The sequence below is a fragment of the Chitinivorax sp. PXF-14 genome (genome assembly GCF_040812015.1).
Lineage (GTDB): Bacteria > Pseudomonadota > Gammaproteobacteria > Burkholderiales > SCOH01 > JBFNXJ01.
In genome coordinates this window covers 1-26,693 of record NZ_JBFNXJ010000005.1, presented here as the reverse complement: position 1 = coordinate 26,693, position 26,693 = coordinate 1, and the positions used below count along the sequence as shown (strand labels likewise).

Annotated in this window: 19 protein-coding genes; 17 read left to right on the top strand and 2 right to left on the bottom strand. The window is 63.9% G+C overall.

The window, feature by feature from the left end:
* Positions 1–106: 106 nt before the first annotated feature.
* Entirely contained in the window at positions 107–715 is a 609-nt protein-coding gene (locus ABWL39_RS07845; RefSeq protein WP_367788781.1) for an arylesterase, read from the bottom strand.
* A 79-nt stretch (positions 716–794) separates the two neighbouring features.
* Here ABWL39_RS07845 and ABWL39_RS07840 point away from each other — a divergent pair, with 79 nt between their 5' ends.
* The 5 genes from ABWL39_RS07840 (at position 795) to ABWL39_RS07820 (ending at position 7,738) form a co-directional block, all read left to right on the top strand.
* A complete protein-coding gene (locus ABWL39_RS07840; RefSeq protein WP_367788779.1) occupies positions 795–1,433 on the top strand; it encodes an ABC transporter ATP-binding protein in 639 nt (212 codons plus the stop codon).
* Positions 1,430–3,919, top strand: coding sequence for an ABC transporter permease (locus ABWL39_RS07835; RefSeq protein ID WP_367788777.1), 2,490 nt, complete (start codon positions 1,430–1,432; stop codon positions 3,917–3,919). Before ABWL39_RS07840 ends, ABWL39_RS07835 begins: the two co-directional genes overlap by 4 nt.
* Before the next feature lie 6 nt (positions 3,920–3,925).
* Entirely contained in the window at positions 3,926–4,492 is a 567-nt protein-coding gene (locus tag ABWL39_RS07830) for a DUF2946 family protein (RefSeq protein ID WP_367788775.1), read from the top strand.
* A 142-nt stretch (positions 4,493–4,634) separates the two neighbouring features.
* A complete protein-coding gene (locus tag ABWL39_RS07825) occupies positions 4,635–6,446 on the top strand; it encodes an alkaline phosphatase (RefSeq protein ID WP_367788773.1) in 1,812 nt (603 codons plus the stop codon).
* 290 nt (positions 6,447–6,736) lie between these two features.
* The gene (locus tag ABWL39_RS07820) at positions 6,737–7,738 is read left to right on the top strand and encodes a PEP-CTERM sorting domain-containing protein (RefSeq protein WP_367788771.1); all 1,002 of its coding nucleotides are present in this window, start codon (positions 6,737–6,739) and stop codon (positions 7,736–7,738) included.
* Between the two features lie 62 nt (positions 7,739–7,800).
* On the opposite strand, the gene ABWL39_RS07815 is transcribed toward ABWL39_RS07820, so the two are convergent.
* Positions 7,801–12,618, bottom strand: a complete 4,818-nt coding sequence (locus tag ABWL39_RS07815) for an NAD-glutamate dehydrogenase (RefSeq protein ID WP_367788769.1) — start codon at positions 12,616–12,618, stop codon at positions 7,801–7,803.
* 658 nt (positions 12,619–13,276) lie between these two features.
* On the opposite strand from ABWL39_RS07815, the gene ABWL39_RS07810 reads away from it, so the two are divergent.
* From ABWL39_RS07810 to astE, 12 genes are all read left to right on the top strand, one after another.
* Positions 13,277–14,059, top strand: a complete 783-nt coding sequence (locus tag ABWL39_RS07810; RefSeq protein WP_367788767.1) for an ABC transporter substrate-binding protein — start codon at positions 13,277–13,279, stop codon at positions 14,057–14,059.
* 283 nt (positions 14,060–14,342) lie between these two features.
* Entirely contained in the window at positions 14,343–15,062 is a 720-nt protein-coding gene (locus tag ABWL39_RS07805; protein ID WP_367788765.1) for an ABC transporter permease, read from the top strand.
* A 16-nt stretch (positions 15,063–15,078) separates the two neighbouring features.
* Positions 15,079–15,768 carry an ABC transporter permease gene (locus ABWL39_RS07800; RefSeq protein ID WP_367788763.1) on the top strand — a complete coding sequence of 230 codons (690 nt, stop codon included), beginning with the start codon at positions 15,079–15,081 and terminating at the stop codon, positions 15,766–15,768.
* Between the two features lie 81 nt (positions 15,769–15,849).
* Positions 15,850–16,968 carry a M14 family metallopeptidase gene (locus ABWL39_RS07795; protein ID WP_367788761.1) on the top strand — a complete coding sequence of 373 codons (1,119 nt, stop codon included), beginning with the start codon at positions 15,850–15,852 and terminating at the stop codon, positions 16,966–16,968.
* Between the two features lie 281 nt (positions 16,969–17,249).
* Entirely contained in the window at positions 17,250–18,014 is a 765-nt protein-coding gene (locus ABWL39_RS07790; protein WP_367788759.1) for an ABC transporter ATP-binding protein, read from the top strand.
* A 61-nt stretch (positions 18,015–18,075) separates the two neighbouring features.
* A complete protein-coding gene (locus ABWL39_RS07785; RefSeq protein WP_367788757.1) occupies positions 18,076–19,086 on the top strand; it encodes a GlxA family transcriptional regulator in 1,011 nt (336 codons plus the stop codon).
* Positions 19,087–19,203: 117 nt separating this feature from the next.
* Positions 19,204–20,415, top strand: a complete 1,212-nt coding sequence (locus tag ABWL39_RS07780) for an aspartate aminotransferase family protein (RefSeq protein ID WP_367788755.1) — start codon at positions 19,204–19,206, stop codon at positions 20,413–20,415.
* A 64-nt stretch (positions 20,416–20,479) separates the two neighbouring features.
* On the top strand, positions 20,480–21,499 hold the full coding sequence (locus ABWL39_RS07775) for an arginine N-succinyltransferase (protein WP_367788753.1): 1,020 nt from the start codon (positions 20,480–20,482) through the stop codon (positions 21,497–21,499).
* Positions 21,500–21,523: 24 nt separating this feature from the next.
* Entirely contained in the window at positions 21,524–22,543 is a 1,020-nt protein-coding gene (gene astA / locus ABWL39_RS07770; RefSeq protein WP_367788751.1) for an arginine N-succinyltransferase, read from the top strand.
* A gap of 4 nt (positions 22,544–22,547) precedes the next feature.
* Complete coding sequence (astD, locus tag ABWL39_RS07765) at positions 22,548–24,011, top strand: succinylglutamate-semialdehyde dehydrogenase (protein ID WP_367788749.1); 1,464 nt, start codon at positions 22,548–22,550, stop codon at positions 24,009–24,011.
* A gap of 128 nt (positions 24,012–24,139) precedes the next feature.
* A complete protein-coding gene (astB, locus tag ABWL39_RS07760; protein ID WP_367788747.1) occupies positions 24,140–25,486 on the top strand; it encodes an N-succinylarginine dihydrolase in 1,347 nt (448 codons plus the stop codon).
* A gap of 135 nt (positions 25,487–25,621) precedes the next feature.
* Positions 25,622–26,635, top strand: coding sequence for a succinylglutamate desuccinylase (gene astE, locus ABWL39_RS07755; protein ID WP_367788745.1), 1,014 nt, complete (start codon positions 25,622–25,624; stop codon positions 26,633–26,635).
* The last annotated feature ends 58 nt before the right edge of the window (positions 26,636–26,693 follow it).

The following is a 26,693-nucleotide window of genomic DNA, read 5'->3' as shown; positions in this document are numbered from 1 at the left end:
TGCAACTCCACGTAAGCGATTACCCGCGGCACATCGCGGGTATTTTTTTGTCTGCCGATTGCGCGTTAGCCTGCCTGCGTCATCCACATTTTCCGAATCCCCACGATCAAGGCTTGAGCAGCGGCTCCAGCGCCTTCGCCACGGTGTCTACGATCATCGGCTGTGCCTGCGCGGTGGGGTGGAGCATGTCGGCCTGGAACAGCTCGCGCTTGTCGGCAAACCCTTCGAGCAGGAAGGGGAGCAGTGGAACTTTGTTCTCGCTGGCCAACTCCGAATACAGGGTGCTGAAACGCCGCGCGTAGGCAGCGCCAAAGTTGGGCGGGAGCTGCATGCCGATCAGCAATACCCTGGCCTTGGCCTGCTTCGCCTTGCCGATGATGGCTGCCAGATTGCGCTTGGTGTCGGCCAGCGGCAGGCCGCGCAGGCCATCGTTGGCCCCCAGCTCGATCATCACGATGGCAGGCCGGTGCTGCTCCAGCGCCGACTCGATGCGTGTCAGCCCGCCGCTGCTGGTCTCGCCGCTGACACTGGCGTTGACCACACGGTAGCGCGGTGCGAGCTGCTTGCCGAGCAGATAGGCCCAACTCTGGCTTTGCGGCAAGCCGTAGCCGGCAGCTAAACTGTCACCAAAGACCAATACCACTGGCGCATCAGGCGCGCCCCACGCTAGCGCGGGTAATAACATCAACAAGAGCAGGCGAATGAAACGCGACATGAATGTGGCTTCCCCTAGTAATCGTTCTTTGTCTGATACGCCGATTGTGCAGGCCAGGGCCTTGTGCCGGCAAGTCAGCATGGGCGATACGCGTCTCGACATCCTCAGCGGTGTCGACCTGACCATCATGCCCGGCGAGTCGCTGGCGATCGTCGGCGCCTCGGGCTCCGGCAAGTCGACGCTGCTTGGCTTGCTGGCGGGGTTGGACAGCCCGTCCGCAGGCGAGGTTCACCTGGGCGGCAGCAATCTGTCGGCGCTCGATGAAGATGGCCGGGCCAGACTGCGCGGTGAGTGGGTGGGCTTCGTGTTCCAGTCCTTCCAGCTGCTGCCGTCGCTGACCGCGCTGGAAAACGTGATGCTGCCGCTCGAACTGGCCGGCAAGCCGGACCCGGAAAGCGTGGCGCGTGGCTGGCTGGCGCGCGTTGGCCTGGAGGCCCGGCTCGAACATTATCCGAAACAGCTTTCCGGTGGCGAGCAGCAGCGGGTGGCGCTGGCCCGGGCCTTTGCCGGCAGCCCCAGGCTCCTGTTTGCCGACGAGCCGACGGGCAACCTCGACACGGCTACCGGGCAGCAGATCATCGAGCTCCTGTTCTCGCTGAACCAGGAGCAAGGCACGACGCTGGTGCTGGTGACGCATGACGACAAGCTCGCCGAACGCTGCCGGCGCACCGTGCGCATCGCCGCCGGGCGCATCGTCGGCGATGCGAGGGCGGCATGAGCCCGATCCAGCGCGCGCGGCTTTCCTTTCGCATGCTGCGGCGCGACCTGCGTGCCGGCGAGCTGAATGTGTTGTTGCTTGCGCTGCTGATCGCGATTGCCGCGGTGACCAGCGTCGGCTTCTTCACCGATCGCGTCGAGCGTGGCCTGGCCTCGCGTGCCAACGAGCTGCTGGGGGCCGACTTGGTGATATCGAGCGACCATCCGATGGCCCCCGAGTACACGAGCAAGGCCGCAGCGCTCGGCCTGCAGATGGCGTTCACGACAACCTTCCCCAGCATGGTGCTGCATGGCGATGCCACGCAACTGGCCTCGATCAAGGCGGTGTCCGGCCCGTACCCCTTGCGCGGTCGGCTGAGCCTGGGCGCGCGCCCGGCCATCAGCCAGGTACAGGGGGCGCCCAGGCCCGGCGAGGTGTGGGCCGATGACCGGCTGCTGGGGCGGCTCGGCATCCAGCCCGGGGCGCAGCTCGAGGTCGGCGACACGCGCCTGCGCCTCGCATCCCGTATCGATCGCGAGCCCGATGCGGCGGCCGACGTGTTCAATATCATGCCGCGCGTCATTCTCAATGCCGACGATCTGGCCCGCACCGGGCTGATCCAGAATGGCAGCCGGGTGCGTTACCGCCTGCTGCTGGCGGGCCCGGAGCCGGCTATCGACGCCTACCGGCGTTTCGCCGAGCCACTTATGGCGCGAGGCGAGCGCCTCGAGACCGTGCAGGATGCACGCCCCGAGGTACGCAACGCGCTCGAACGTGCGCACCGCTTTCTCGGCCTGGCCGCGCTTGCCAGCGTGGCGCTGGCTTGTGTCGCGATCGGCCTGGCGACGCGGCGTTATGTCGAGCGCCATCTCGACCCGGTGGCGATGATGCGTTGCCTGGGCGCAAGCCAGTCGGAAATCTTCCAGCTGTTCCTGTGGCAGTTTGCCGTGCTGGCGCTTGGCGCCGGGCTGGCCGGCGTTGCGCTCGGTTATGTCGCACAGCAGGTGCTGGTCAGCTCGCTCGCCAGCCTGGTGGATAGCGAGCTGCCGGCGTCGCACTGGCTGCCGGGTGTGCAGGGCTGGCTGCTTGGCAGCCTGCTGCTGTTTGGCTTTGCCGTGCCGCCGTTGCTGCGCCTGCGTCTGGTATCCACGCTCAGGGTGTTGCGGCGCGAGATCGACGCCGATATCGGTAGCCGCACCATGTACCTGGCGGGCGGCTCGGTGCTGGCGGCCCTGCTCATGTGGCAGGCGGGCGAGGCCAGGCTGGCGGCCTATGTGCTCGGCGGCTTCGCGCTCGGCATCGTGCTGGCGGCGGGCGTGGGCTGGGTGCTGATGCTGGGCTTGCGCCGCTTCAACCGGCGCTCGGGCATCACCTGGCGCTTCGGCATTGCCAATCTGTACCGGCGCAAGGGCCTGTCCATCCTGCAGATCGTGGCCTTGTCGCTGGGCCTGATGGCGCTGCTGACGTTGACGCTGGTGCGGGCCGACCTGCTGCGCAGCTGGCAGCAGTCGGTGCCGCCCGATGCGCCTAACCGCTTCGTCATCAATATCCAGCCACAGCAGCAGGCGGGCCTGGCCGCGTTTTTCACGCGCCATGAGCTGAAGGCGCCCGAGGCCTTTCCGATGATCCGTGGGCGCTGGGTTGCCCTGAACGGCCAGGACGTGAAGCTGGAGCGCTATCTGGACGAGCGGGCCCGCAATCTGGCCGAGCGCGAATTCAACCTCTCCTGGGCTGAGCACATGCAGCACGACAATCGCATCGTCGCCGGGCAGTTCTGGGCGGCCGGCGATACCCATCCGCAGTTCTCGGTCGAGGAGGGCCTGGCCAAGACGCTCGGCATCAAGCTGGGCGACCGGCTCACCTTCGACATTGCCGGGGTGCGCTATGAGGCGACCGTGACGAGCCTGCGCAAGGTCAATTGGGATTCGTTCAACGTCAATTTCTTCGTCGTTGCCACCGGGTCGATGCTCAAGGCTCAGCCCACCAGCTATGTCAGCAGCTTCTACCTGCCCGAGGCCCGCCAGGATCTCGTCAACGAGCTCGTGCGGGCCTACCCGAACCTGACTGTTGTCGATGTCGGGGCGGTGCTGGCCGAGGTGCGCGGCATCATCGACAAGGTGGTCGGTGCGGTCGAATTCGTATTCCTGTTCACCGTGGCCGCGGGGCTGGTGGTGCTGCACGCGGCGCTGGCCTCGACCCAGGACGAGCGCCGCCTCGACAACGCTGTGTTGCGCACGCTCGGGGCCAGCCGCCGCCAGCTATTGCAGACGGCGCTCGCCGAGTTTGCAGTGATCGGCGCATTGGCGGGGGGTGTGGCCGTCATCGGCAGCGCGGGCCTGGGCTGGGCCGTCAGCGTCAAGCTGTTGAGCCTGCCCTATCAGCCGGACTGGCGCCTGCCGCTGTTCGGCATCGTCGGCGGGGCGTTGGCCGTGGTGCTGGCCGGCTTGCCGAGCCTGTTGCGGCTCACGCGCACGCCGCCGCTCAGGGTATTGAATCAGACAGGGTGATTGGGGATGGACGATATCGTATTGCAGGCCATGGCCAAGTGGCCCAATGTGCCGGCGGTGTATGGCTGGCTCAGGCTCGACCGGCGCGGCCACTGGTGGATACGCGAGGAGCGGCTGAGCCACGCGGGCCTGGCCGAATTCATCGGCCGAAACTACGCAAGAGCGGAAAACGGCGACTATTATTTTCAGAACGGCCCGCAAAAAGTCTTTGTCGAGCTCGAGTCAACGCCCTGGATCTATCGGCTCGCCGATGGCGTATGGCCGCCGGCCTTCGTGGCGCACGACGGGCAGCCCATCTCGCCGCACCGGGCGGTGATCGACGATGACGGCCGTTTGTACCTGGTGTCGGAACAGGGCCTGGGCGTGGTGGACGAGCGCGATCTGGTTGGCGTGATGGAGCATCTGCGCGACGGGGAGGGCCGCATACTGGAAGGCGAGCAGCTGGCGGCCTGGATGGATGGATCGGGCCAGACCATCTACCTGCATACGCGTGGTGGGATGCTCGATATCGAATACGCCCCGGCTGCTGCCCTGCCTGTTCGATATGGCTTCAACACAAAACCTGTGGCGTGATTCAACAAGTTCGAATGTGATAAATATTTAATAATTGCCGGGTAGGATATTTCTCGTTTCGTTAATATTCTGCCCGTAAAGAGCCTGCTGAAAACGTCCAAATCGTCAGCAGGCTTTTGTATAACCGGGAGAGGAGATAAGTGTGGATCGTCGTGAATTTCTAAGACTCAGTGGTTTTCTCACCATGTCGGTGGCCAGCGCCGGCCTGACAGCCTGTGGCGGCGGCGATGGCGGCGGCACGCCGGCCCCCGGCACCGGCAAGGTATACAGCTTCCCGCAGGGCGTGGCCTCGGGCGACCCGAAGCCGGATGGCATCATCCTGTGGTCGCGCGTGGTGCGTAACGATGGCGCCGCCGAGGACATCAAGGTCCGCGTGCAGATGTCGGAAACGGCCGACTTCAAGGTGCTCGTGCTCGATACCGAAATCGTGACCCAGGCCGCCTGGGACAACACCATCCGCCACAAGGTGACGGGTCTCAAAGCCTACACGACCTACTATTACCGCTTCGTCGTGGGCAGCGATGCATCGACCAACGGCCGCACCAAGACCGCGCCCGAGGCCACCGCCGACCTGGCTTCGCTCAAGTTCGCCTTCATCTCGTGCCAGGACTGGACGGTCAATCACTGGGGCGCCTTCGATTCGCTCATCAACGAGGATGTCGATTTCATCGTGCACCTTGGCGATTACATCTACGAAACCGTCGGCGAGAGCTTCCAGACCGGCGCCGTGGAAGCGCGCCACACGACCCTGACCCTGCCCAACGGCACCGCCACGGCAACCGGCAACGGTAAATATGCCACCACGCTGGCCGACTATCGCTACCTGTACAAGACCTACCGCACCGATACCCGCCTGCAGGCGCTGCACGCCAAGTTCCCGATGATCGCGATCTGGGATGACCACGAGTTCAGCGACGACTGCTGGGGCGATCACCAGACCTATACCGTGGACAACCCGGAACAGGCGGATCGCCGCAAGGCCGCAACCCAGGCCTGGTATGAATTCATGCCGGCCGACGTGGTATATGACTCGACCCAGCCCGATTTCTCGAAGCAGATCACCAATTACCGCGACCTGCACTTCGGCAAGCTCATGCACCTGATCGTCACCGATCAGCGCCTGTTCCGCACCGACCACGTGATCCCCGAAACCTTGTCGCCGCTGGGCGAGGTAGGCAGCCGCTACTTCGTCAAGCAGACCGATCTGCAAGGCGCCGAGGCGCAGAAAATCGCAGCCGCCACGGCAGCCACGGGTGGCCTGTATCCGCTGGCAGCCACCAGCGTTCTCGGCGAGCTGCAACGCGGCTGGTGGAAGCAGAAGATGGCCACGTCGTCGGCCACCTGGAAGGTATGGGCCAACGAAGTATCGCTGCTGCGCATGCAGGTCGACCTGCGTGCGATTGCCGCGCTGGGCGTGGCGGTGCCGGCCGAGTTCCAGAACAACTACATCCTCAATGCCGACCAGTGGGATGGCTTCAACGCCGAGCGCAAGGACATGATGAAGTTCCTCAAGGACAACGGCGTGAAGAACGTCGTGGCCATCACGGGCGACATCCATGCCTTCTTCGCCGGCAGCGTGATGGACGACTTCGATGCGGCGAGCAAGACGCCGGTGATGGTCGACCTGGTCACCGCCGGGGTGTCGAGCAACTCGTTCCAGTCCTACTTCAAGTCGGTGGTCGATTCGAACCCGCTGTTCAACCCGCTGAAGGGCCTGATCTACCAGGGTGACGTCAACACCTTCGACTTCTACCTGAAGTCGTTCAACAGCTGGATCGCCCATGCCGACTCCGATGCGCAGGGTTATGCCATCGTGACCGTCACCCCCGACAAGATGGCGACCCAGTTCAAGAAGGTGGCCAAGGTGGCGAACGGCCAGGCGCCTGCCGTGCCGGTGCTGTACACGGTGAATGCGACCGTGGCGAAGGACACGGCAGCGGTGACCATCGGCTAAGTTGTCGCAGTCATTTGTTTCAATGCAAAAGCCCGCGTTCATCGCGGGCTTTTGCATGGCCTGCTGGCTGAACAGGCGGGTGGATGGTGTGCCTGACAGTATATGACTGTCGAAGAATTTGACAGCTCATACGAGCCCCTGCGTGGATATGATGCCGGGATGGAGTGCTGGCTTTATTTGCTAGTAATAACAATGACTTGCGTTTTATATTATATTTTCCAACTTTATTGAGAGCTGGCACTGCTGTTGCTTGTTCTCCTGTGTGTTCAACACGCGGGTGGGAGATCGAGATGAAGCAGCCTGTTTGCAGCAAAATCAGTGCCTTGGCGCTGGCCGTCGCAGGCTTGGCCTGTTCCGTGCCGGTTCAGGCTACCGTGTTTTCCGGCACGCTCTATTACACCAACTACAACGGCGGCAACAACGTCAATAGTGTCAGCTACAGCTATGACGACGTCGCCAACAATGCCGCGCTGGGCAGCGCGAATAATATCGCGGCGCTGCCGGGGGCGGATGGCATCATCTTCGCCCCGAATGGCAATCTGCTGATCGGCGGCGCCGGCACCGGCTTTGTCTACGAGGTCACCACGGCCGGCGCCCTGGTGGGCTCCGGCGCCTCGCAGGGCGCCAGCTACCATCTGGCGCTGGACCCGAGCGGCAACAAGGTCTGGACCAGTAATTTCGGCGGCGCCCTGGTCGACGTGCCGATCGCCCCTCTGGCGGCAGGGACGTTGCATGGCCTGAGCGGCAGCGATACCGGCCTGACGCAGGTGGCATTCACGCCGGGCGGCAATGTCTTCTACGTCAACGGCTCGCCGAACGGCTTTGGCAATGTCGGCCTGCTCAATATGACGACGTTCGCCACCACGCGGCTCTACACCAGCCTGCTGCCGGCGCACGGCATGATCTACGACCCCTACACCAGCCTGATCACCCTGTTTGGCGACGGCGCTGTCGGGACCATCGACGCGACGACGGGCGGCGGGCTGAAAACGCGCAGCGGGATCAATTGCGACTTTGACCAGGGCGCGGTCGATGGCCAGGGGCATGCGCTGATTGCCGGCTGCAACTCGATCACCTTCATCGACTATCGCAGCAGCGGTGACATCACCGACCCAACCAACCCCACCTACATCTTCGGTGGCTTCGGTGCGATTGACGATGTGGCGCCGCTGACGGGCCTGGGTTCGAACCCGACACCGACCGGCCTGCCCGAGCCATCGACGATGCTGCTGGCGGCATTGGGGCTCTTGGCCCTGGGGTATCTGCAGCGACAACGGACACCCGCTCGTTAAGCGGTGGCCGAACCAAGCAAAAAGCCGGCATGAAGCCGGCTTTTTGCTTGCCTGGTGCCGATCTACGCAAAACGGATGCGCAGCTCCCGTAAGGCGGCGGACAACATGGTGATGTCGGTCTGCTTCTCGCTCTGCAGCTCGGCCAGCAACTGGCGCGCGCCGTTGATGGCATCCTGCTTGGCGGCAAGCCAGGTATCGAGCTCGCCCTGCTTGAGCACGCGCTCGACCAGGTTGCGCTGCTCGCGGTACAGCTCGTCGCGCAGCGACATGCGGGCCAGCGTCTGCCAGCGCGATTCACGCGGCAGGGCGTCGATATTGGCACGCAGCCAGGTCAGCGAGAGCAGCTCGTCGAGGCGGAAATAGCTGGTGGCGACATTCTCGACCGGCTGGCCGGCCTGCTGTGCCAGCAGCACGATGTCGAGCAGCGCGACGATCGCATCGAGATAGCCGATCCGCTGCGCCAGCTCGGCCGGGATGCCGTCGGCGATGAAGCCCTGCACATTGGCCGCCAGATCGGCGCGGTAGGCCAGCCAGCGCGGTGCTTGTGCCACCGCCTGCTGGAAGGCGTCGCGCAGGCCATCGAGCGTTTGCCCGAGATCCGGGTTGCCGAGCTTTTCGCGCAGCACCCAGCGGGTCAGCCGTTCTAGCTGCTTGCGCAGTTCGATATGCAGCGCGTACTGGCTGCTTGCCCTGGCGCCGCCGCCTGACGCCTGCTTGCCGCCCGCCTGCGCGGTGTGCGCATTTCGGGTGGCATCGCCATCCAGCGCCTCGATGGCGTCGAACAGGCTGCCGGCGTCGAGCAGGCGGCAGGCATCGCGCCAGGCCTGCACGATGTCGGCGCCGCTGGCGTCGGTTTCCTCGCGCAGACGGACGACGAAGCTGCAACCCATGCGGTTGATCGTCTCGTTGATCAGCTGGTTCGAGATGATCTCGCGGCGCAGCGCGTGGCTCTTCATACCGGCCGGGAAGCGCTCGCCGAGCACCTTGGGGAAGTAGTCGAACAGCAGCTGATCCATGCCGGGCTGGTCGGGCAGCTTGCTGTCGAGCACGTCCTGGAACAGGTCCATCTTGCTGTAGGCCAGCAGCACGGCCAGCTCTGGCTTGGTCACGCCCTGGCTTCTCGTACGGCGCTCGGCCAGTTGATCGTCGCTCGGCAGGTATTCGAGGCGGCGGCTCAGCTTGCCGGCCTTCTCCAGGCTGTGCATGAGGCGGATATGGGCTGGCAGCAGCGGCAGCATCTGGCTCGATTCGAGGCTGATGGCCTGGGTCTGCAGATAGTTGTTGCGCAGTACCAGCTCGCCCACCTCGTCGGTCATCTCGGCCAGCAGGGTGTTGCGCTGCTTGAGCGTGAGGTCGCCGGCCTGTATCAGCCCGGTCAGCAGGATCTTGATGTTGACCTCGTGGTCGGAGCAGTCGACGCCGCCCGAGTTGTCGATCGCATCGGTGTAGATGCGGCCGCCGTTCAGCGCGAATTCGACGCGGCCAAGCTGGGTGCAGCCGAGGTTGCCGCCTTCGCCGAACACCTTGGCACGCAGCTCGGCGCCGTTGACGCGGATCGCATCGTTGGCGCGGTCGGCCGCTTCTGCCTGGCTCTGCGTGCCGGACTTGACGTAGGTGCCGATGCCGCCGTTATAGAGCAGATCCACCGGGGCCTTGAGGATGGCGTTCATCAGCTCGGCCGGGGTCAGGCTGTCGGCCTCGACCTGCAGCAGCGCCTTGACCTGCGGTGACAGGGGAATGGACTTGGCCGCTCGCGAGAACACGCCGCCGCCTTCGGAGATCGTCTCCTTGTTGTAATCCTCCCAGCTCGAGCGCGGCAGCGCGAACATGCGCTGGCGCTCCTTGTAGCTCAGCGTGACGTCCGGATTCGGGTCGAGGAAGATGTGCAGGTGGTTGAACGCGGCCACCAGCTTGATATAGGGGCTGTTCAGCATGCCATTGCCGAACACGTCGCCGGCCATGTCGCCAATACCGGCCACGGTGAAGGCTTCCTTCTGCGTATCGACGCCCATCTCGCGGAACTGGCGCTTGACCGATTCCCATGCGCCGCGTGCAGTGATGCCCATTTTCTTGTGGTCGTAGCCGGCCGAGCCGCCCGAGGCGAAGGCGTCGTCGAGCCAGAAGCCGTATTCCTGCGATACCGAGTTGGCGATGTCGGAAAAGGTCGCGGTGCCCTTGTCGGCGGCGACGACGAGGTAGGGGTCGTCGGCATCGCGGCGTACCACGCTCGCCGGCGGCACCACCTTGCCCTCGACCAGATTGTCGGTCAGGTCGAGCAGGCCGCGGATGAAGGTCTTGTAGCATGCGATGCCCTCGGCCTGCACCGCGTCGCGGTCCATGCCCGGCACCTGCTGCTTGCAGACGAAGCCGCCCTTGGAGCCGACCGGCACGATCACGGTGTTCTTCACCATCTGCGCCTTAACGAGCCCCAGTACCTCGGTGCGGAAATCTTCCTTGCGGTCGGACCAGCGCAGGCCGCCGCGAGCAACCTTGCCGCCGCGCAGGTGGATGCCTTCGACGCGCGGCGAGTAGACCCAGATCTCGAACATCAGCACCGGCTGCGGCATGTTCGGGATCTCGCGCGGGTTCAGCTTGAACGAGACATAGGGCTTACTCTGGCCGTCGCTGCCGGCCTGGAAGAAGTTGGTGCGCAGCGTGGCCTTGATCACGTTGAACAGGCCCGACAGGATGCGTTCATCGTCCACGCTCTCGACCTGTTGCAGCGCCTCGTGCAGCTCGCCGATCAGCGCCTCGGTGTTGAGGCTGTCGGGCTGCGCCGGGTCGAACAGCGCGTTGAACAGGCCGACCAGTTGCCGCGCCAGTGCCGCATGGCGGGCCAGCGTGTCGGCCAGGGTCTCGATCGTGTAGTTGAAGCCGATCTGGCGCAGATACTTGGCATAGGCACGCAGCACCACGACTTCGCGCCACTGCAGGTTGGCGAGCAGCACCAGGCGGTTGAAGCGGTCGTTTTCGGCGAGGCCGTTGAAGGTCGCGGCAAATGCCTGCTGGAAGGCCTGGCGCGCGTCGCTGTCGGCCAGGAGCCCGGTCTGCGGCAGCTTGAGGCCGACATCGGTGATCGACACATTGCGTGCGTCGTCGAGCATCAGCCGGTAAGGGCGCTCGTCGGATACACGTACGCCGAGGTTTTCCAGCAGCGGTACGCTCTCGGACAGCTCGATCGCCTGCGAGCGGTAGAGCTTCAGGCGAACCTGGCTCACATCGTTCGGGTTGGGCGCGGACAGCGCGAGCTCCAGCGTGTTGCTGTCGAGACAGCGCTCGATGCGGTCGATGTCGGCCACTGCGTTGCGGGCGTTGAAATCGGCGATATAGCCAGCCGAGAAGGCATGCTGGTAGCGGCGCAGCAGGGCATTGCCGCGCTCCTCGCCGGCATGGGCGAGCAGGTTGTCACGCAGCTCGTCGGCCCAGCGGCGCGAGGCGGCGACGATCTGCGCCTCGATGTCCGCCGCATCGTAATGGAGCTCGGCGCCGGTCGGAATGCGCACGATGAAATGAATGCGCGCCAGCGACGACTCGGACAGCTGCACATTGAATTCGGCACCGGTGCCCTTGAAGGCGCTGATCAGGATCTGCTGCATCTTCAGCCGCACATCGGTGTTATAGGTGTCGCGCGGCAGGTAGACCTGGGCCGAGACGTAGCGGCGGAACACATCCTCGCGGATGAACACGCGCACGCGTGCCCGTTCCTGCAGATTCACCACGCCCATGGCGATATCGTGCAGCGTGTCTTCGCTGGTCTCGATCAACTCGTCGCGCGGATAGGTTTCGAGCACGTTGAGCAGGGCCTTGGCCTTGTGGCTGTTGGGCAAGAGGCCGCTGGCATGCATCACCGCGGCGATCTTGCCGGCCAGCAGCGGAATCTGGTGCGGCGGCGTGTTGTAGGCCGATGCGGTGTACAGGCCGAGGAAACGGCGTTCGCCGATTACCTGGCCCTTGGCGTCGAAACGGCGCACGGCAACGACATCGAGATAGCCCGGACGGTGCACGGGCGAGCGCGAGTTCGACTTGGTCAATACCAGCAGGCTCTGCGCGCGTGGATGCGCCGGGTCGCGCAGGGTGGCCGGCAGCGCCTTGAAGCTGGCCGAGATTTCCTTGTCGCCGGTCTCGCGCAAGAGGCCCAGGCCCGTGTCCTTGACGATCTTGAGCTGCGGGCCTTTCTTGTCGTGCGTCAGCTCATAGTCGCGGTAGCCCAGGAAGACGAAATGGTCATCCTGCAGCCAGCCCAGGTAGGCGCAGGCATCGGCCACGATGGCGGGAGCCTGCTTGTCGTTCTGCTTCAGCTCGGCCAGCACGTCGCCTACGCGCTCGGCCATGGCCGGCCAGTCTTCGACGCAGGCGTGCAGCTGGGTGAGCGAGGTGCGCAGCGCCGCCACGATGTCGTCGAGCTGGGTGCGGCTGCTGACGCGGTCGATCTCGACATGAATCCACGATTCGGGCTGGCTGCCGGCGATGTCGAGGCCGGTCAGCGTGCCCTTGGCGTCACGCACCGCGTCGAAGATCGGGTGCACGATCAGGTGCATATTGAGCCCGAGGCGCTGCAGCACGAGGCTCACGGAGTCGACGAGGAAAGGCATGTCGTCGTTGACGATCTCGACCACCGTGTGCGAGGTCTGCCAGTTGTCCTCGGCAAAATTCGGGTTGTAGGCGCGCAGCTTGAGCTCGCCCGGCTTGCGTTGCATGCCGAACTGGAAATGCGCGAGCGCCGCGCCGTACCAGTCGATCGCCTCGCGGCTTTGCAGGTCTTCCGCCGCGACCAGCTGGTAATACTGGTCGAGGAAGGGCGGCAGCTCGGGGGCGATCTGGCTGCCGGCGGCTGCGCGAATCTGTTCAAGCATCTTGGTCAGTTGTACATCGTGCTGCATGTGGGGGTCTCCTCCTCAGATCGTGTCTGATTGCTTGGTCGCCGTTGATGCCTCGTGGGCAGAAACTTCAGATTAGACGATGCATCGAGGCATGGGGCGCGCAATCTGGCCATGCATCGGATGGCCATATGGGGTGCGGTGGCTTGCTCTGTCGATAAGCGGGAACCATTTGCTGTTGGGCATATTGCATGGACTGCTACTCGTCGTGCCGGGCACGGTTCTAGAACTCGCCACAAACCGGCTGTGCCGTTTGGGCCGGTTCTAATCTCCCGAAATAGGAACCTGTCACAAGCCGGCGCTGCCACCTTGGTCAGTTCTAATCGTTCGAAATAAGAACTCGTCGCAAACCAGCTGTGCCGTTTTGGCCGGTTCTAATTCTGGCGCATTCTAGAGAAACGGCATCCTCGCGGATTTCCCTAATGCGACAGCTTCGGTCAACGGCTCGACGGCTTGCACTGGCGCGGTTTGCAGAGCGGTTGCTTGCTTGAATCGGCGGTCGTCAACTTGCGGACACCCCCGATGGCGAGGGCGGTGGGGTCTGTAACAAGATGTCGCATTTCAGAAATGTTGGACGTGGGGTGCTGACTACAATCAGCCCATCGCCTAGAGTCAAAAGCCTAGGCTTGTAACGAACAGCATCCGCCAAGGAGTGAAGTCAATGAAGAAAGTCGCACTGGTCGCCGCGTTGATGATGTCCACGCTGGCAGTTCCCGCCGCCATGGCCAAGGAGTGGAAGCAGATTCGCATCGGCCTCGAAGCTGCCTACCCACCGTTCTCGTCGAAGACGCCGGACGGCAAGCTGGCCGGCTTCGACATCGACATCGCCAATGCGCTGTGCGCTCAGATGAAGGCCAAGTGCACCTTCGTTGAACAGGACTGGGACGGCATCATCCCCGCGCTCAATGCACGCAAGTTCGACGCGGTGATCTCGTCGATGACGATCACCGACGAGCGCAAGCAGTCGGTCGAATTCTCCACCAAGTACTACAACACCCCGTCGCGCCTGGTTGCCAAGGCAGATGGCAAGCTCAACGCCACGCCCGCCGGCATGAAGGGCAAGAAGATCGGCGTGCTGCGCGCCTCGATCCAGGAAACCTATGCCAACGACCTGTTCGGCAAGGCCGGTGCCACTGTCGTGCCTTACGGCTCGCAGAACGAGGCCTTCCTCGACCTGGCTTCCGGCCGTGTCGATGCGACGCTGGTGGATGTCGTGGTGGGCAACGAAGGCTTCCTGAAGACGCCGTCCGGCAAGGGCTTCGGCTTTGTCGGCGCGGTGCTCGACGACCCGAAATACCTGGGGCAGGGCGCCGGTGTGGCCGTGCGCAAGTCCGATGCCGATCTGCGCGACCAGTTCAGCGCCGCGATCAAGGCCATCCGCGCCAATGGCGTCTATAAAAAGACGCAGGACAAGTATTTCGATTTCGACGTATACGGCAAGTGATCGACGTCGGCGGGCCTCAGGTGTTTCCTTGAGAGTCGGCGCATGGGTGGCGCCACCCGCCCACCCATGCGCATTTTTTAGAACTGTCGAGGCCGAGCGTAGCTCGGGCCGACAAGTTCTTATCTGAGATGACTCGCAGAGGCGGCACAAGCGGACTGTCGGGCCGAACGCAATCTGGACAGGCCCCGCCTGCGCCACTCGACGACACCATGCGCACCGCACATAGCGGCTGGCGCTCAATCTGCAGACTCCGGTCTGCCAGCGTATCAAAGGGGCAAGCACGATGCTTGGTGGATACCTTCCCAGTATTCTCGATGGTGCCTGGGTCACCTTGAAAATTGCCTTCGGCTCGCTGCTGGTGGCCACGGTGCTCGGCCTGATCGGCGCTGCGGCCAAGCTCGCGCCGAACAAGTTCATCGCCTGGTGGGGCGAGGCCTATTCCACGCTGATCCGTGGCGTGCCCGATCTGGTGCTGATGCTGCTGATCTTCTTCGGCGGGCAGATACTGATCAACGACCTGATCACCCGCTTCAACGATTACATGGCTGCGCGTGGCTCGGAGGTGGCGCTCGATTTCGTCGACGTCGACCCGTTCATTGCCGGCATCCTGACGATCGGCTTCATCTTCGGCGCCTATCTGTCCGAGACCTTCCGCGGCGCGATCATGGCGATCCCCAAGGGGCAGTCCGAGGCCGGCTTCGCCTTCGGCATGGGGCGCCTGCAGGTGTTCTTCCGCATCGTCGTGCCGCAGATGATCCGCTTTGCCATCCCGAGCTTTTCCAACAACTGGCTGGTGCTGCTCAAGACCACCGCGCTGGTGTCGGTGATCGGCCTGCAGGACATGATGAAACGCGCCGATGCAGCCGGCAAGGCCACGCAGGAGCCATTCACCTTCTTCCTGTTCGTGGCCGGGATGTACCTGCTGTTCACCTCGGTGTCGATCCTGCTGATCCGCTGGGTGGAAAAACGTTATTCGGTCGGTGTGAAGGCCGGCGAGTTCTGAGACGGGGAGCGCTCTGATGCAATTCGATGTGATCTGGCAGAACCTGCCGCTCTACGCCGGTGGCCTGTTGACCACGGCCAAGCTGCTGTCTGCCTCGCTGCTGATCGGCCTGACGCTGTCGCTGCCGCTGGCCATCATGCGGGTGACGAGCAAGCTCGGCGGGCCTGTCGTCTGGCTCTATACCTATATCCTGCGCGGCACACCGATGCTGGTGCAGCTCTATCTGATCTATTACGGCCTGGCGCAGTTCGAGGCGGTGCGCCAGAGCTGGGCCTGGGACTACCTGAGCAGCGCCACCTTCTGCGCCTGTCTTGCCTTTGCGCTCAATACCAGTGCCTACACCACGGAGATTCTGGTTGGCGCGATCAAGGCCACCAATCATGGCGAGATCGAAGCCGCCAAGAGTGTCGGCATGAGCCGGGTGACGATGTTCCGCCGCATCCTGCTGCCGTCCGCGCTGCGCCGCTCGCTGCCGGCCTACAGTAATGAGGTGATCATGATGCTGCACGGCACCTCGCTGGCGTCGATCGTGACGCTGATCGACATCACCGGTGCGGCGCGCAAGGTCTATGCGCAGTATTATTTACCTTTCGAGGCCTTCATCGCAGCCGGGGCAATCTACCTGACACTGACCTTTGTGGTGGTGAAGCTGTTCAAGAAGGCCGAAGGGCGCTGGCTCGCACATCTGCAGCCGCGCAAGGCTTGACGTGCAGAAGGCTGGGCGCCGGGCGAACGGCTGATCGTTTGCCGCTGCGGCCTCCTATCCTTCCCAAGGGAACCCATCACCATGCAAACCCGCTTCCACCACCTGCTGTCACCGAGCATCGGCACCCAGCGCACGCTGAAAAGTCTGCATTTTGGCGAGGCCGGCCGGGGCGAAAAGGTCTACCTGCAAGCGAGCCTGCATGCAGATGAGCTGCCGGGCATGCTGGTGCTGCACCATCTGCGTCCGATGCTGGAGGCGGCAGAGGCCGCGGGCAGGCTGCGCGGCGAAATCGTGGTGGTGCCGGTGGCCAACCCGATCGGCCTGGCGCAAACCATGATGGGCGACCACATGGGGCGCTTCGAGTTTGCCTCGGGTGAAAACTTCAATCGTAACTACCCCGATCTGGCGCCGCTGATCGAGCGTCAGATCGTCGGCAAGCTGGGCACCGATGCCAAGGCCAATACTGCGTTGATCCGCTCGGCTATCCGCGAACAGCTGGCGGCGCTGGCTGCCAGGACGGAGCTCGAATCGCTGCGGCTGACGCTGATGTCGCTCGCCGCCGATGCCGACGTGGTGCTCGACCTGCACTGCGACCTCGAGGCCGTGCTGCACCTCTACACCGGCACGCCGCTGTGGGCGCAATGCGAGCCGCTGGCGCGCTACACGGGGGCGCATGCCACGCTGCTGGCCACCGAATCGGGCGGACACCCGTTCGACGAGGCCTGCGGGCAGACCTGGTGGAAGCTCGCGGAAATGTTCAAGGGTCGCTTCCCGATCGAGCCGGCCTGCCTGGCCGTCACCATCGAGCTGCGCAGCGAAAATGAGGTCACACATGAGCAGGCGCAGGCCGATGCGGGCCGGTTGTATGCCTTCCTGGTGCATCGCGGCGTGATTGCGGACGAGGTGCCTGCCATGCCGGCGCTGTTGCAGCCGGCGACGCCGCTGGCGGGGTCGGAGTCGATCGTGGCGCCGTTCCCCGGCGTGGTCAGTTTTTACAAACGGCCCGGCGACTGGGTTGAGCAGGGCGACGCGATATTCGATGTGATCGACCCGCTGGGCGACCGCTGCGAGACGGTCAGAAGCCAAACTGCGGGCGTGCTGTATGCGCGGGAAAGCCGCCGTTACGCGACCGCCGGCCAATGGATGGCCAAGGTGGCGGGGCGCGTGGCGTTCAAGACGGGCAATCTGCTGTCGGCCTAGCACCTGGCGTGCTGTGCGACGGGCGGTGACGGGTGATGCACCGCCGGGATGGATCAGATAGGCGGGCGAGGCCGGTGCCCGATAGCGGGCCAGGATACATGCCAGCAGCAGATTTTTGCGGCGCCCGAACAATTCATAACAGGCCGAAGGCCAGCACATCCATACAGGAGTGGGACAAGATGTTTTTGCAAGCAGAAAGAACGAGCGTGCTCACTGGCCAGCCAGGTTCGGCCACGCCAGCGGGGGGCGCCCGGGCTACAGCCGATCGCACGGGGAATACCATGAACAAGTTGCACGTCGAAGATTTGCACAAGAGCTATGGCTCGCACGAGGTATTGAAGGGCGTATCGCTCGAAGCGCAGGCCGGGGACGTGATCAGCATTATCGGCTCCAGCGGCTCGGGCAAGAGCACTTTCCTGCGCTGCATCAACCTGCTCGAACGGCCGCATAGCGGGCGCATCGTCGTGGCCGGCGAAGAGATGCAGCTGGTCAAGGCCAAGGACGGCATGCTCAAGGCGGCGGACCACAAGCAGCTGCAGCGCCTGCGCTCCAAGCTCGCGATGGTGTTCCAGCACTTCAATCTGTGGGCCCATATGACCGTGCTTGAGAACATCATCGAAGCGCCGGTACACGTGCTCGGCGTCAGCAAGGACGAGGCCGTGGCGCGCGCGCGCAAGTACCTCGACAAGGTTGGCCTGAAGAACGTCGAGGACAAGTACCCGGCGCACATGTCGGGCGGCCAGCAGCAGCGCGTGGCGATCGCACGGGCACTGGCGGTCGAGCCGGAGGTGATGTTGTTCGACGAACCCACGTCCGCGCTCGACCCCGAGCTGGTGGGCGAAGTGCTGCGCGTGATGCAGCAGCTGGCGCAGGAGGGCCGCACCATGGTCGTGGTCACGCACGAGATGGCCTTCGCGCGCGAGGTGTCGAATCACGTGATCTTCCTGCACCAGGGACGCATCGAGGAGCAGGGCGACCCCAAGCAGGTGCTGGTGACGCCGCAGAGCGAGCGCCTGCGCCAGTTCCTGTCCGGCAGTCTAAAGTAACATCATCTGGCCGCCGGCGCGTCGCTGGCGGCGCAACCCTGCGGCAGCGCCTGCCGACGCCATGTTCGAACTCAAAGACTATCAGCCCGCCCGGCGCGTGGCCTTGCTGCTGCTGCCGGGTTTCAGCCTGCACGAGCTGGCGCTGGCGCGGGCTGCGCTGGCTACCGCCAACCGGCTCGCCGAGGCCGAGTTGTTTCTCCTGACGTTGTATTCGCTCGACGGCCAGCCGGTCGGCGACGCCGACGGCCTGGCAATCGCCGTGCAACAGGCGCTGCCGGCCAGCCCGGCCTACGACCTGTTGTTTGCCTTCGGCGGCGAGCCACCCGCCAGCCGTGCCGGCCTGGAGCCGTCGCTCGCCTTGCTGCAGCAGGCCGGCAAGCTCGACATCCCCTTGCTTGGCGTTGGCGGCGGCACGGCCTGGCTTGCGCTGGCCGGCGTGATGGCCGGCTACAAGACCAGCGTGCACTGGATGGTCGCCGAGCGCTATGCCGAACGCTTCCCGCAATCGGCGGTGAGCAGCAATCTGTTCGAGATCGACCGCAACCGCATGAGCTGCGGCGGCGGCATGGCGACACTGGACCTGAGCCTGGCGCTGATCGGCCGCATCCAGGGGATGGAGCTGGCCGCTGCCGTGAGCGAGGTGCTGATGCACGAGCGCATGCGCGCCGCCGACGAGCGCCAGCGCGTGCCGCTGGTGAGCCAGCTCGGCGGCTCGGCGCAGCCCAAGCTGGTCAAGGCAGTCACGCTGATGGAGGGCAATCTGGAAGACCCGCTGACCACCGACGAGATCGCCGATCGCGTGTGCGTGTCGCGCCGCCAGCTCGAGCGCCTGTTCAAACAGCATCTCAATTCCGTGCCTTCACAGTATTATCTCGAATTGCGGCTCAAGCGCGCCCGCCAACTGTTGCTGCAGACGAGCAAATCGATCATCCAGATCGGCTTGTCCTGCGGTTTTTCGTCGGGCCCGCATTTTTCCAGCGCCTATCGCAACCATTTCGGCGTCACGCCGCGCGAAGATCGGTTGCGCAACCAGCCCGGGCGCCGCGCCGGGCCGGAAGCGGCGGAAAGCTGAGCCGCTGCGGCAAAGCGACATGAGATGTAAAAACTTGTCGCTTCCAGAAAATCCCGTTTGAGGCATTCACTCTAGAATGCACTCATCAAACACCCAGTTTGTGCAAAGGAATTCAAGATGACCCAGCAGGTTCAACGCGCCGATTTCGACAAAGTCATGGTCCCCAACTACGCCCCGGCGGCTTTCGTGCCGGTGCGCGGTGCCGGCTCCCGAGTGTGGGACCAGGAAGGGCGCGAATACATCGACTTCGCCGGCGGCATCGCGGTGAACAGCCTTGGTCATGCCCACCCCGCGCTGGTCGAGGCGCTGACCGAGCAGGCCAAGAAGCTGTGGCATGTGTCCAATGCGCTGACCAACGAGCCGGCGCTGCGCCTGGCGACGAAGCTGGTCGATGCGACGTTCGCCGACAAGGTGTTCTTCTGCAACTCGGGTGCCGAGGCCAACGAAGCGGCATTCAAGCTCGCCCGTCGCTACGCGATCGAGAAGTTCGGCCCGGACAAGACCGAGATCATTGCCTTCAGCAACGCCTTCCATGGCCGTACCTTCTTTACCGTGTCGGTCGGCGGCCAGGGCAAGTATTCCGACGGCTTCGGCCCGAAGCCCGGTGGCATCACCCACCTGCCGTACAACGATCTCGACGCGCTGGCCAAGCACATCTCCGACAAGACCTGCGCGGTGGTGCTCGAGCCGGTGCAGGGCGAAAGCGGCATCGTGCCGGCCACCCAGGCCTTCATCGAGGGCGCCCGTGCGCTGTGCGACAAGCACAACGCGCTGCTGGTGTTCGACGAGGTGCAGACCGGCAACGGCCGTCTCGGCTCGCTCTATGCCTATATGGACTACGGCGTGGTGCCTGACATCCTGACCACCGCCAAGGGGCTCGGCGGCGGCTTCCCGATCGGCGCGATGCTGACCACCGAGGAAATCGCCAAGCACCTGGCCGTCGGCACGCACGGCTCTACCTATGGTGGCAACCCGCTCGGTTGCGCCGTGGCCGAAGCGGTGCTGGACATCATTTCCCAGCCGGAAGTACAGGCTGGCGTGAAGGCCAAGCATCAGCGCTTCCGTGAGCGCCTCAACGCGATCAACGAAAAGCATGGCTGCTTCGCCGAGATCCGCGGCATGGGCATGCTGATCGGCGCCGCGCTGAACAAGGATTTCGCCGGCCGCGCCAAGGATTTCATGACCGAGAGCGCCAAGCTCGGCCTGATGGTGCTGCAGGCCGGCCCGGATGTCGTGCGTTTTGCGCCGTCGCTGGTGATTCCCGATGCCGACATCGAGGAAGGCCTGAACCGTTTCGAACGCGCGGTGGCGGCCGTCACCGGCAAGTAAATGTTGGCCGGGCGGGAGCGCGCAAGGCGCCCCGCCTTTGTTTCCCTCATTCATCGAGAGAACCATGCTCGTATTCCGTCCAGCCAGCCTGGCCGATCTGTCGGCCATCGAGAAGATTGCGGCAAGAAGCCCGGTCGGCGTGACCTCGTTGCCGGCCGATCGTGATCGCCTCTATGCCAAGATAGAGAAGTCGCTGGCCTCGCTCGACGCCGAAGTGACCTGCAATGGCGAAGAGAGCTATTTCTTCGTACTGGAAAGCCCCTCGACGGGCGCCATTGCCGGGGTGTCGGGCATCGTTGCTTCGGCCGGCTTCAACGAGCCGTTCTACAACTACCGCAACGAGACGCTGGTCCACGCCTCGCGCGAGTTGGGCATTCACAGCAAGGTCCATGCGCTGTCGCTGTGCCATGACCTGACCGGCAACACGCTGCTGACGTCATTTTTCCTCGACGACAGCTATCACTATTCCGAATGGTCGGACCTGCTGTCGCGGGGCCGGCTGCTGATGATCGCAGCCCATCCGCAGCGCTTCGCCGACACTGTCGTCTCCGAAATGCTGGGGGTGTGTGACGACGATGGCAATTCGCCATTCTGGGATTCCGTCGGCCGCCATTTCTTCGGCATCGACTACGCACAGGCCGAGCTCTACTGCGGCGTGCGCGGGCGCTCCTTCATTGCCGAGCTGCTGCCGCAGCACCCCATCTACGTGCCGTTGCTGACCGAGGCCGCGCAGGAAGCCATCGGCCAGGTCAACCCGTTCTCCGAGCTGCCTTTCGAGATACTGATCAACGAGGGTTTCGAGACCGAGCGCTATGTCGACATCTTCGATGGCGGCTGCGTGCTGCAGGCCCGCACCGGGCACATCCGCACCATCGCGTCGCAGCGCCGTTATCACGTCGAGGTTGGCGGCCTGCATGGCCAGGGTGAGCGCTTCCTGGTGGCCAATACGCGCCTTGGGCTGTTTCGCGCGACGGTCGCCACACTGGAGCCCGATGCCGGCAGCGGCACCGTCAACCTGCCGCCGGCGCTGGCCGCTGCATTGCAGGTGCGCGGCGGCGACACGGTACTGGTCGCCCCTCTCTAAGCCTTATTCACGGATATCCCGACGATGCTAGTTCGCCCCATCCAGACCACTGACCTCGACGCCCTGATGGCCCTGGCGCGCTCGACCGGCGTTGGCGTCACCACGCTGCCGGCCAACGAGGAGAGCCTCGCGCGCCGCATCGAGACCTCGGTCCAGTCGATCGACGGCTCGGCCTCGATCGGTGATGCCAACTACGTGTTCGTGATGGAAGATGCAGATGGTCGCGTCGTCGGCATCTGCGGCATTGCCGCCAGCGTCGGGCTCGATGAGCCATGGTACAACTACCGCGTCGGTACCTCGGTGCACGCCTCGCGCGAACTCAATATCTACCGTAGGCTCAACACGCTGTTCCTGACCAACGATCTGACCGGTACCGCCGAGCTGTGCTCGCTGTTCCTGCACGCTGATTTCCGCCATTCGAGCAATGGCAGCCTGCTGTCGAAATCGCGTTTCCTGTTTCTGGCCGAGTTCCCCGAGCGTTTCGCGCCCAAGGTCATCGCCGAGATGCGCGGCGTGTCGGACGAAAATGGCATGTCGCCGTTCTGGGAGAGCCTCGGACGCCACTTCTTCAAGATGGAGTTCTCGCAGGCCGACTACCTGTCGGGCATCGGCAACAAGTCCTTCATCGCTGAGCTGATGCCGCAGCACCCGGTGTATGTCGATTTTCTCAGCGAACAGGCTCGCGCGGTGATCGGCCAGGTGCACGAGAAAACCCGCCCTGCACTGGCATTGCTGCAAGGCGAGGGCTTTCAGTACCAGGGCTATGTGGACATCTTTGATGCCGGCCCCACGGTCGAGTGCATGCTGTCGAGCATCCGCGCCGTGCGTGACTCGCGCGTGCTCAAGGCGCTCGAACATCACGCAGCCGACGATGGCGTGACCTATCTGGTATCGAATCGGCGTCTCGACGATTTCCGCGTCTGCCTCGTGCGCAGCCGCCTCCATGGCGACGGCCTGCCGATCTCGGCGGAAGCACGCGCCAAGCTGAATATTCAACCGGGCGACGAGGTGCGTGCCGTGCCCCTGTCCGCCAAAGAGGAGTAAACCGATGTCGACCCAATTCATCGCGGGCCAGTGGCAAGCAGGCGAGGGCGCCCCGTTCCAGAGTCGCAACCCGGTCACCCAGCAAGCCGTATTCGAGGGCCGCGCCGCATCCGCCGCGCAGGTGGATGCCGCGGTCAAGGCCGCCCGCGTGGCCTTCAAGGGCTGGCGCGATCTGGGCTTCGATGCGCGTGTCGCCATCGTCAAGCGCTTCGCCGAGCTGCTCAACGAGCACAAGGCCGGCCTCGCCGACCTGATCGGCCTGGAAACCGGCAAGCCGCGCTGGGAATCGCTGACTGAAGTGCAGACGATGATCGGCAAGGTCGATATCTCGATCAAGTCCTACCAGGAACGCACTGGCGAGAAGCAAAGCGAGATGGGTGACGCCCAGGCCGTGCTGCGCCACCGCCCGCATGGCGTCGTCGCCGTGTTCGGCCCGTACAACTTCCCCGGCCATCTGCCGAACGGCCATATCGTGCCGGCACTGATTGCCGGCAACTGCGTGATCTTCAAGCCGTCCGAGCTGACGCCCAAGGTCGCCGAGGAGACGGCCAAGCTGTGGCAGCAGGCCGGCATCCCGGCCGGTGTGCTGGGCCTGATGCAAGGCGCCAAGGATACCGGCGTCGCGCTCGCCAACCATGCCGGTATCGACGGCCTGTTCTTCACCGGCAGCTCGAATACCGGCCATCTGCTGCACCAGTCCTTCGCCGGCCACCCGGACAAGATTCTGGCGCTGGAGATGGGCGGCAACAATCCGTTGATCGTGCAGGATGTCGCCAACACCGACGCGGCGATCCACCACGTCATCCAGTCCGCCTTCATCAGCGCCGGCCAGCGCTGCACCTGCTCGCGCCGCCTGCTGGTGCCGGTGGGAGCGGCAGGTGACGCCTTCCTGCAACGGCTGATCGACGTAGCCGGCAAGCTCAAGGTCGGCCGCTGGGATGATGCCGAGCAGCCATTCATGGGCGCGGTGATCTCGGTCGCCGCCGCCGACAACCTGCTCAAGGCGCAGCAGAAGCTGGCCGAGCAGGGCGCCAAGATCCTGCTGGAAATGCGTCGAGTGGAAGCGGGCACCGCGCTGCTGAGCCCCGGCATCGTCGATGTCACCGCGGTCAAGGATCTGGCGGATGAAGAGCACTTCGGCCCGATGCTGCAGGTGCAACGCTATCAGAGCTTCGATGAGGCACTGGACCTGGCCAACGCCACCCGCTACGGCCTCGCCGCCGGCCTGATCTCGGACCGAAAGGATCTGTACGACCGCTTCTGGCAGGAAAGCCGTGCCGGCATCGTCAACTGGAACAAGCCGCTCACCGGCGCCAGTAGCGCCGCACCGTTCGGCGGTGTGGGCGCCTCGGGCAACCACCGAGCCAGCGCCTATTACGCGGCGGATTACTGCTCCTACCCGGTAGCTGGCCTGGAAGCGGCGACCATCGTGCTGCCTGGGCAGCTCAGCCCGGGCATGAGCCTGTAACAGGTATGTAGCCCGGATGCAGCCGCAGGCGGAATCCGGGTGTCCTGCTGAACCAACACGCCAGCCAACACCCATCTCGGATTTTGCCATGCCACATCCGGGCTACACATAGATAACGGGGATCGCCCATGACCGCATTTGAAGCCAACTTCGACGGCCTCGTCGGCCCGACGCACAACTACGCCGGCCTGAGCTACGGTAACGTCGCCTCGACCTCGAACGAGAAGGCCGCCTCGAACCCCAAGCTGGCCGCCAAGCAGGGCCTGCAGAAGATGAAGGCCCTGCACGACCTGGGCTTCAAGCAGGGCGTGCTGGCCCCGCATGAGCGTCCCAGCGTGGCGCATCTGCGTGGCCTGGGCTTCTCCGGCACCGATGCGGAGGTGATTCGCCAGGCGGCCAAACAGGCCCCGGCGATCCTTGCCGCCGTCAGTTCGGCTTCGTGCATGTGGACAGCCAATGCCGCCACGATCAGCCCGTCGGGTGACACGGCGGACAAGCGCGTACATTTCACGCCGGCCAATCTGAACAATAAATTCCACCGTTCGATCGAGCACCCGACCACCGGCCGCATCCTCAAGGCGATGTTCGCCGACGAGCGCCATTTCGCACACCACCCGGCGTTGCCGGCGCAGATGCACTTCGGTGACGAAGGCGCGGCCAACCATACCCGTTTCTGCGCCGAGTACGATGCGGCAGGCGTGGAGTTCTTCGTGTTCGGCCAGGCCGCGTTCGACAGCCGTTACCCGAAGCCGACCAGATTCCCGGCGCGCCAGACGCTGGAAGCCTGCCAGGCGATTGCCCGGCTGCACGGGCTGTCCGACGACAAGGTGGTCTATGCCCAGCAGGATCCGGACATCATCGACGCCGGTGTGTTCCACAACGACGTGATCTCGGTCGGTAATCGTAACGTGCTGTTCCACCACCAGCGTTCCTTCCACCGGCAAGCCGAGGTGCTGGCCGAGCTGGAGCGCAAGCTGGCTGCCGTCGGCGGCAGGTTTGTCGCCGTCGAGGTGCCGGAGGCGGAGGTGACGGTGGAAGAGGCGGTGAAGTCCTACCTGTTCAATAGCCAGTTGCTGTCGAAGCCCGATGGCAAGCTGATCATCGTCGTCCCCGAAGAGTGCCACAAGATCGAGCGCGTCTGGTCCTTCCTGAACAAGCTGACCGAGAGCGGCGGCCCGATCGACGAAGTCAAGGTATTCGACCTCAAGCAGTCGATGCAGAACGGCGGTGGCCCGGCCTGCCTGCGCCTGCGCGTTGCCTTGAGCCAGACCGAGCTGGCAGCGGTCAACCCGGCTGTGCTCATGTCGGAGAACCTGTTTACCACCTTGAACGGTTGGGTGGACAAGCACTATCGCGACAGGCTGGCAGCGGAAGATCTGGCTGACCCGCAACTGCTCATCGAGTGCCGGACGGCGCTCGATGAGCTGACGCAGATTCTGAAACTGGGATCGGTCTATCCATTCCAGTTGGTCTGATCCAATTAAGCCGCCGCAGCCTGTCTGCGGCGTTGTCGTATTATCGGGCTGCGTGCACGGCGGTCAGCAGGGCATACTCCGCCCGACAGCCTCTCGACGACGTACCGGCCCGACTTCTGCAAAGGGCTGGTCGTCATGCATTCTCCTTTTCTTCGTGCGCTGATCGAAGGCACCGATACCTCCTTCCTCAACGGCCCATTGCCTGATGGCGCCGAGGGCGTACTACTGGCCCCCGGGGCCTGGCAGGTCACGCCGGCTACTCCGCCCCTGGCCGAGCTGGTTATCTCGTGCGGTATTCACGGTAACGAGACAGCCCCAATCGAACTGGTCGATCGCCTGGTGGCGACCATCCGCAAGGGGCAGCTGGCAAGTCGTGTGCGTCTTCTATTCATTGTCGGCAACCTGCAAGCCATGCGGGTCGGTAAACGCTATCTTCAGGAAGACATGAACAGGCTGTTTTGCGGCAAGCATGCCAGCGTTGGTGATTGCGACGAGGCAAGGCGAGTTGCCGAGCTGGAAGGTGCCGTTACCCGCTTCTTCGACACCGCTGCCCAAGGCGTGCCGCGCTGGCATTTCGATCTGCACACGGCAATCCGCGGATCGTATTACGAGAAATTTGCCATTTATCCCCATACCGATGGGCGGCCACACTCCCTGGAGGCCGTCAGCCTGTTGGGAGACTGCGATGTGCACACGCTGCTCTTACATACTGCGCCGTCACCGACCTTTTCCTATTTCACCAGCCATCAATTTGCAGCCCAGGCTTTTACCCTGGAGCTCGGCAAGGCCCGACCGTTTGGCGAGAATGGCGTCGTCGATGTCAGCGCGCTCGAGCGCACCCTGCAGAAGCTGATCGGCGACGGCTCGTATACGGCGGCCAGCTTTCAAGCGGATGACTATCATGTTTTCCACGCCACCCGAGACATCATTCGGAGCAGCGAGACATTCAAACTGAATGTGGCTGCCGATATCCTGAACTTTACGCCGCTGGAGGCGGGCTATGTGGTAGGGGAGGACGGTAGCGACCGGATATTGGCACGGGCTGGCGAGCACATTATCTTCCCTAACCCCGATGTGAAGATTGGCTTGAGGGCGGGCATTCTGGTTGCGGCAACCCGGCCGTCAAATATTTTTGACGATATTATTTAGGCTAATCATTGGCTTAGGTCTAGACTGATAGAGTGCATTCAAAAATCTTTCATAAATG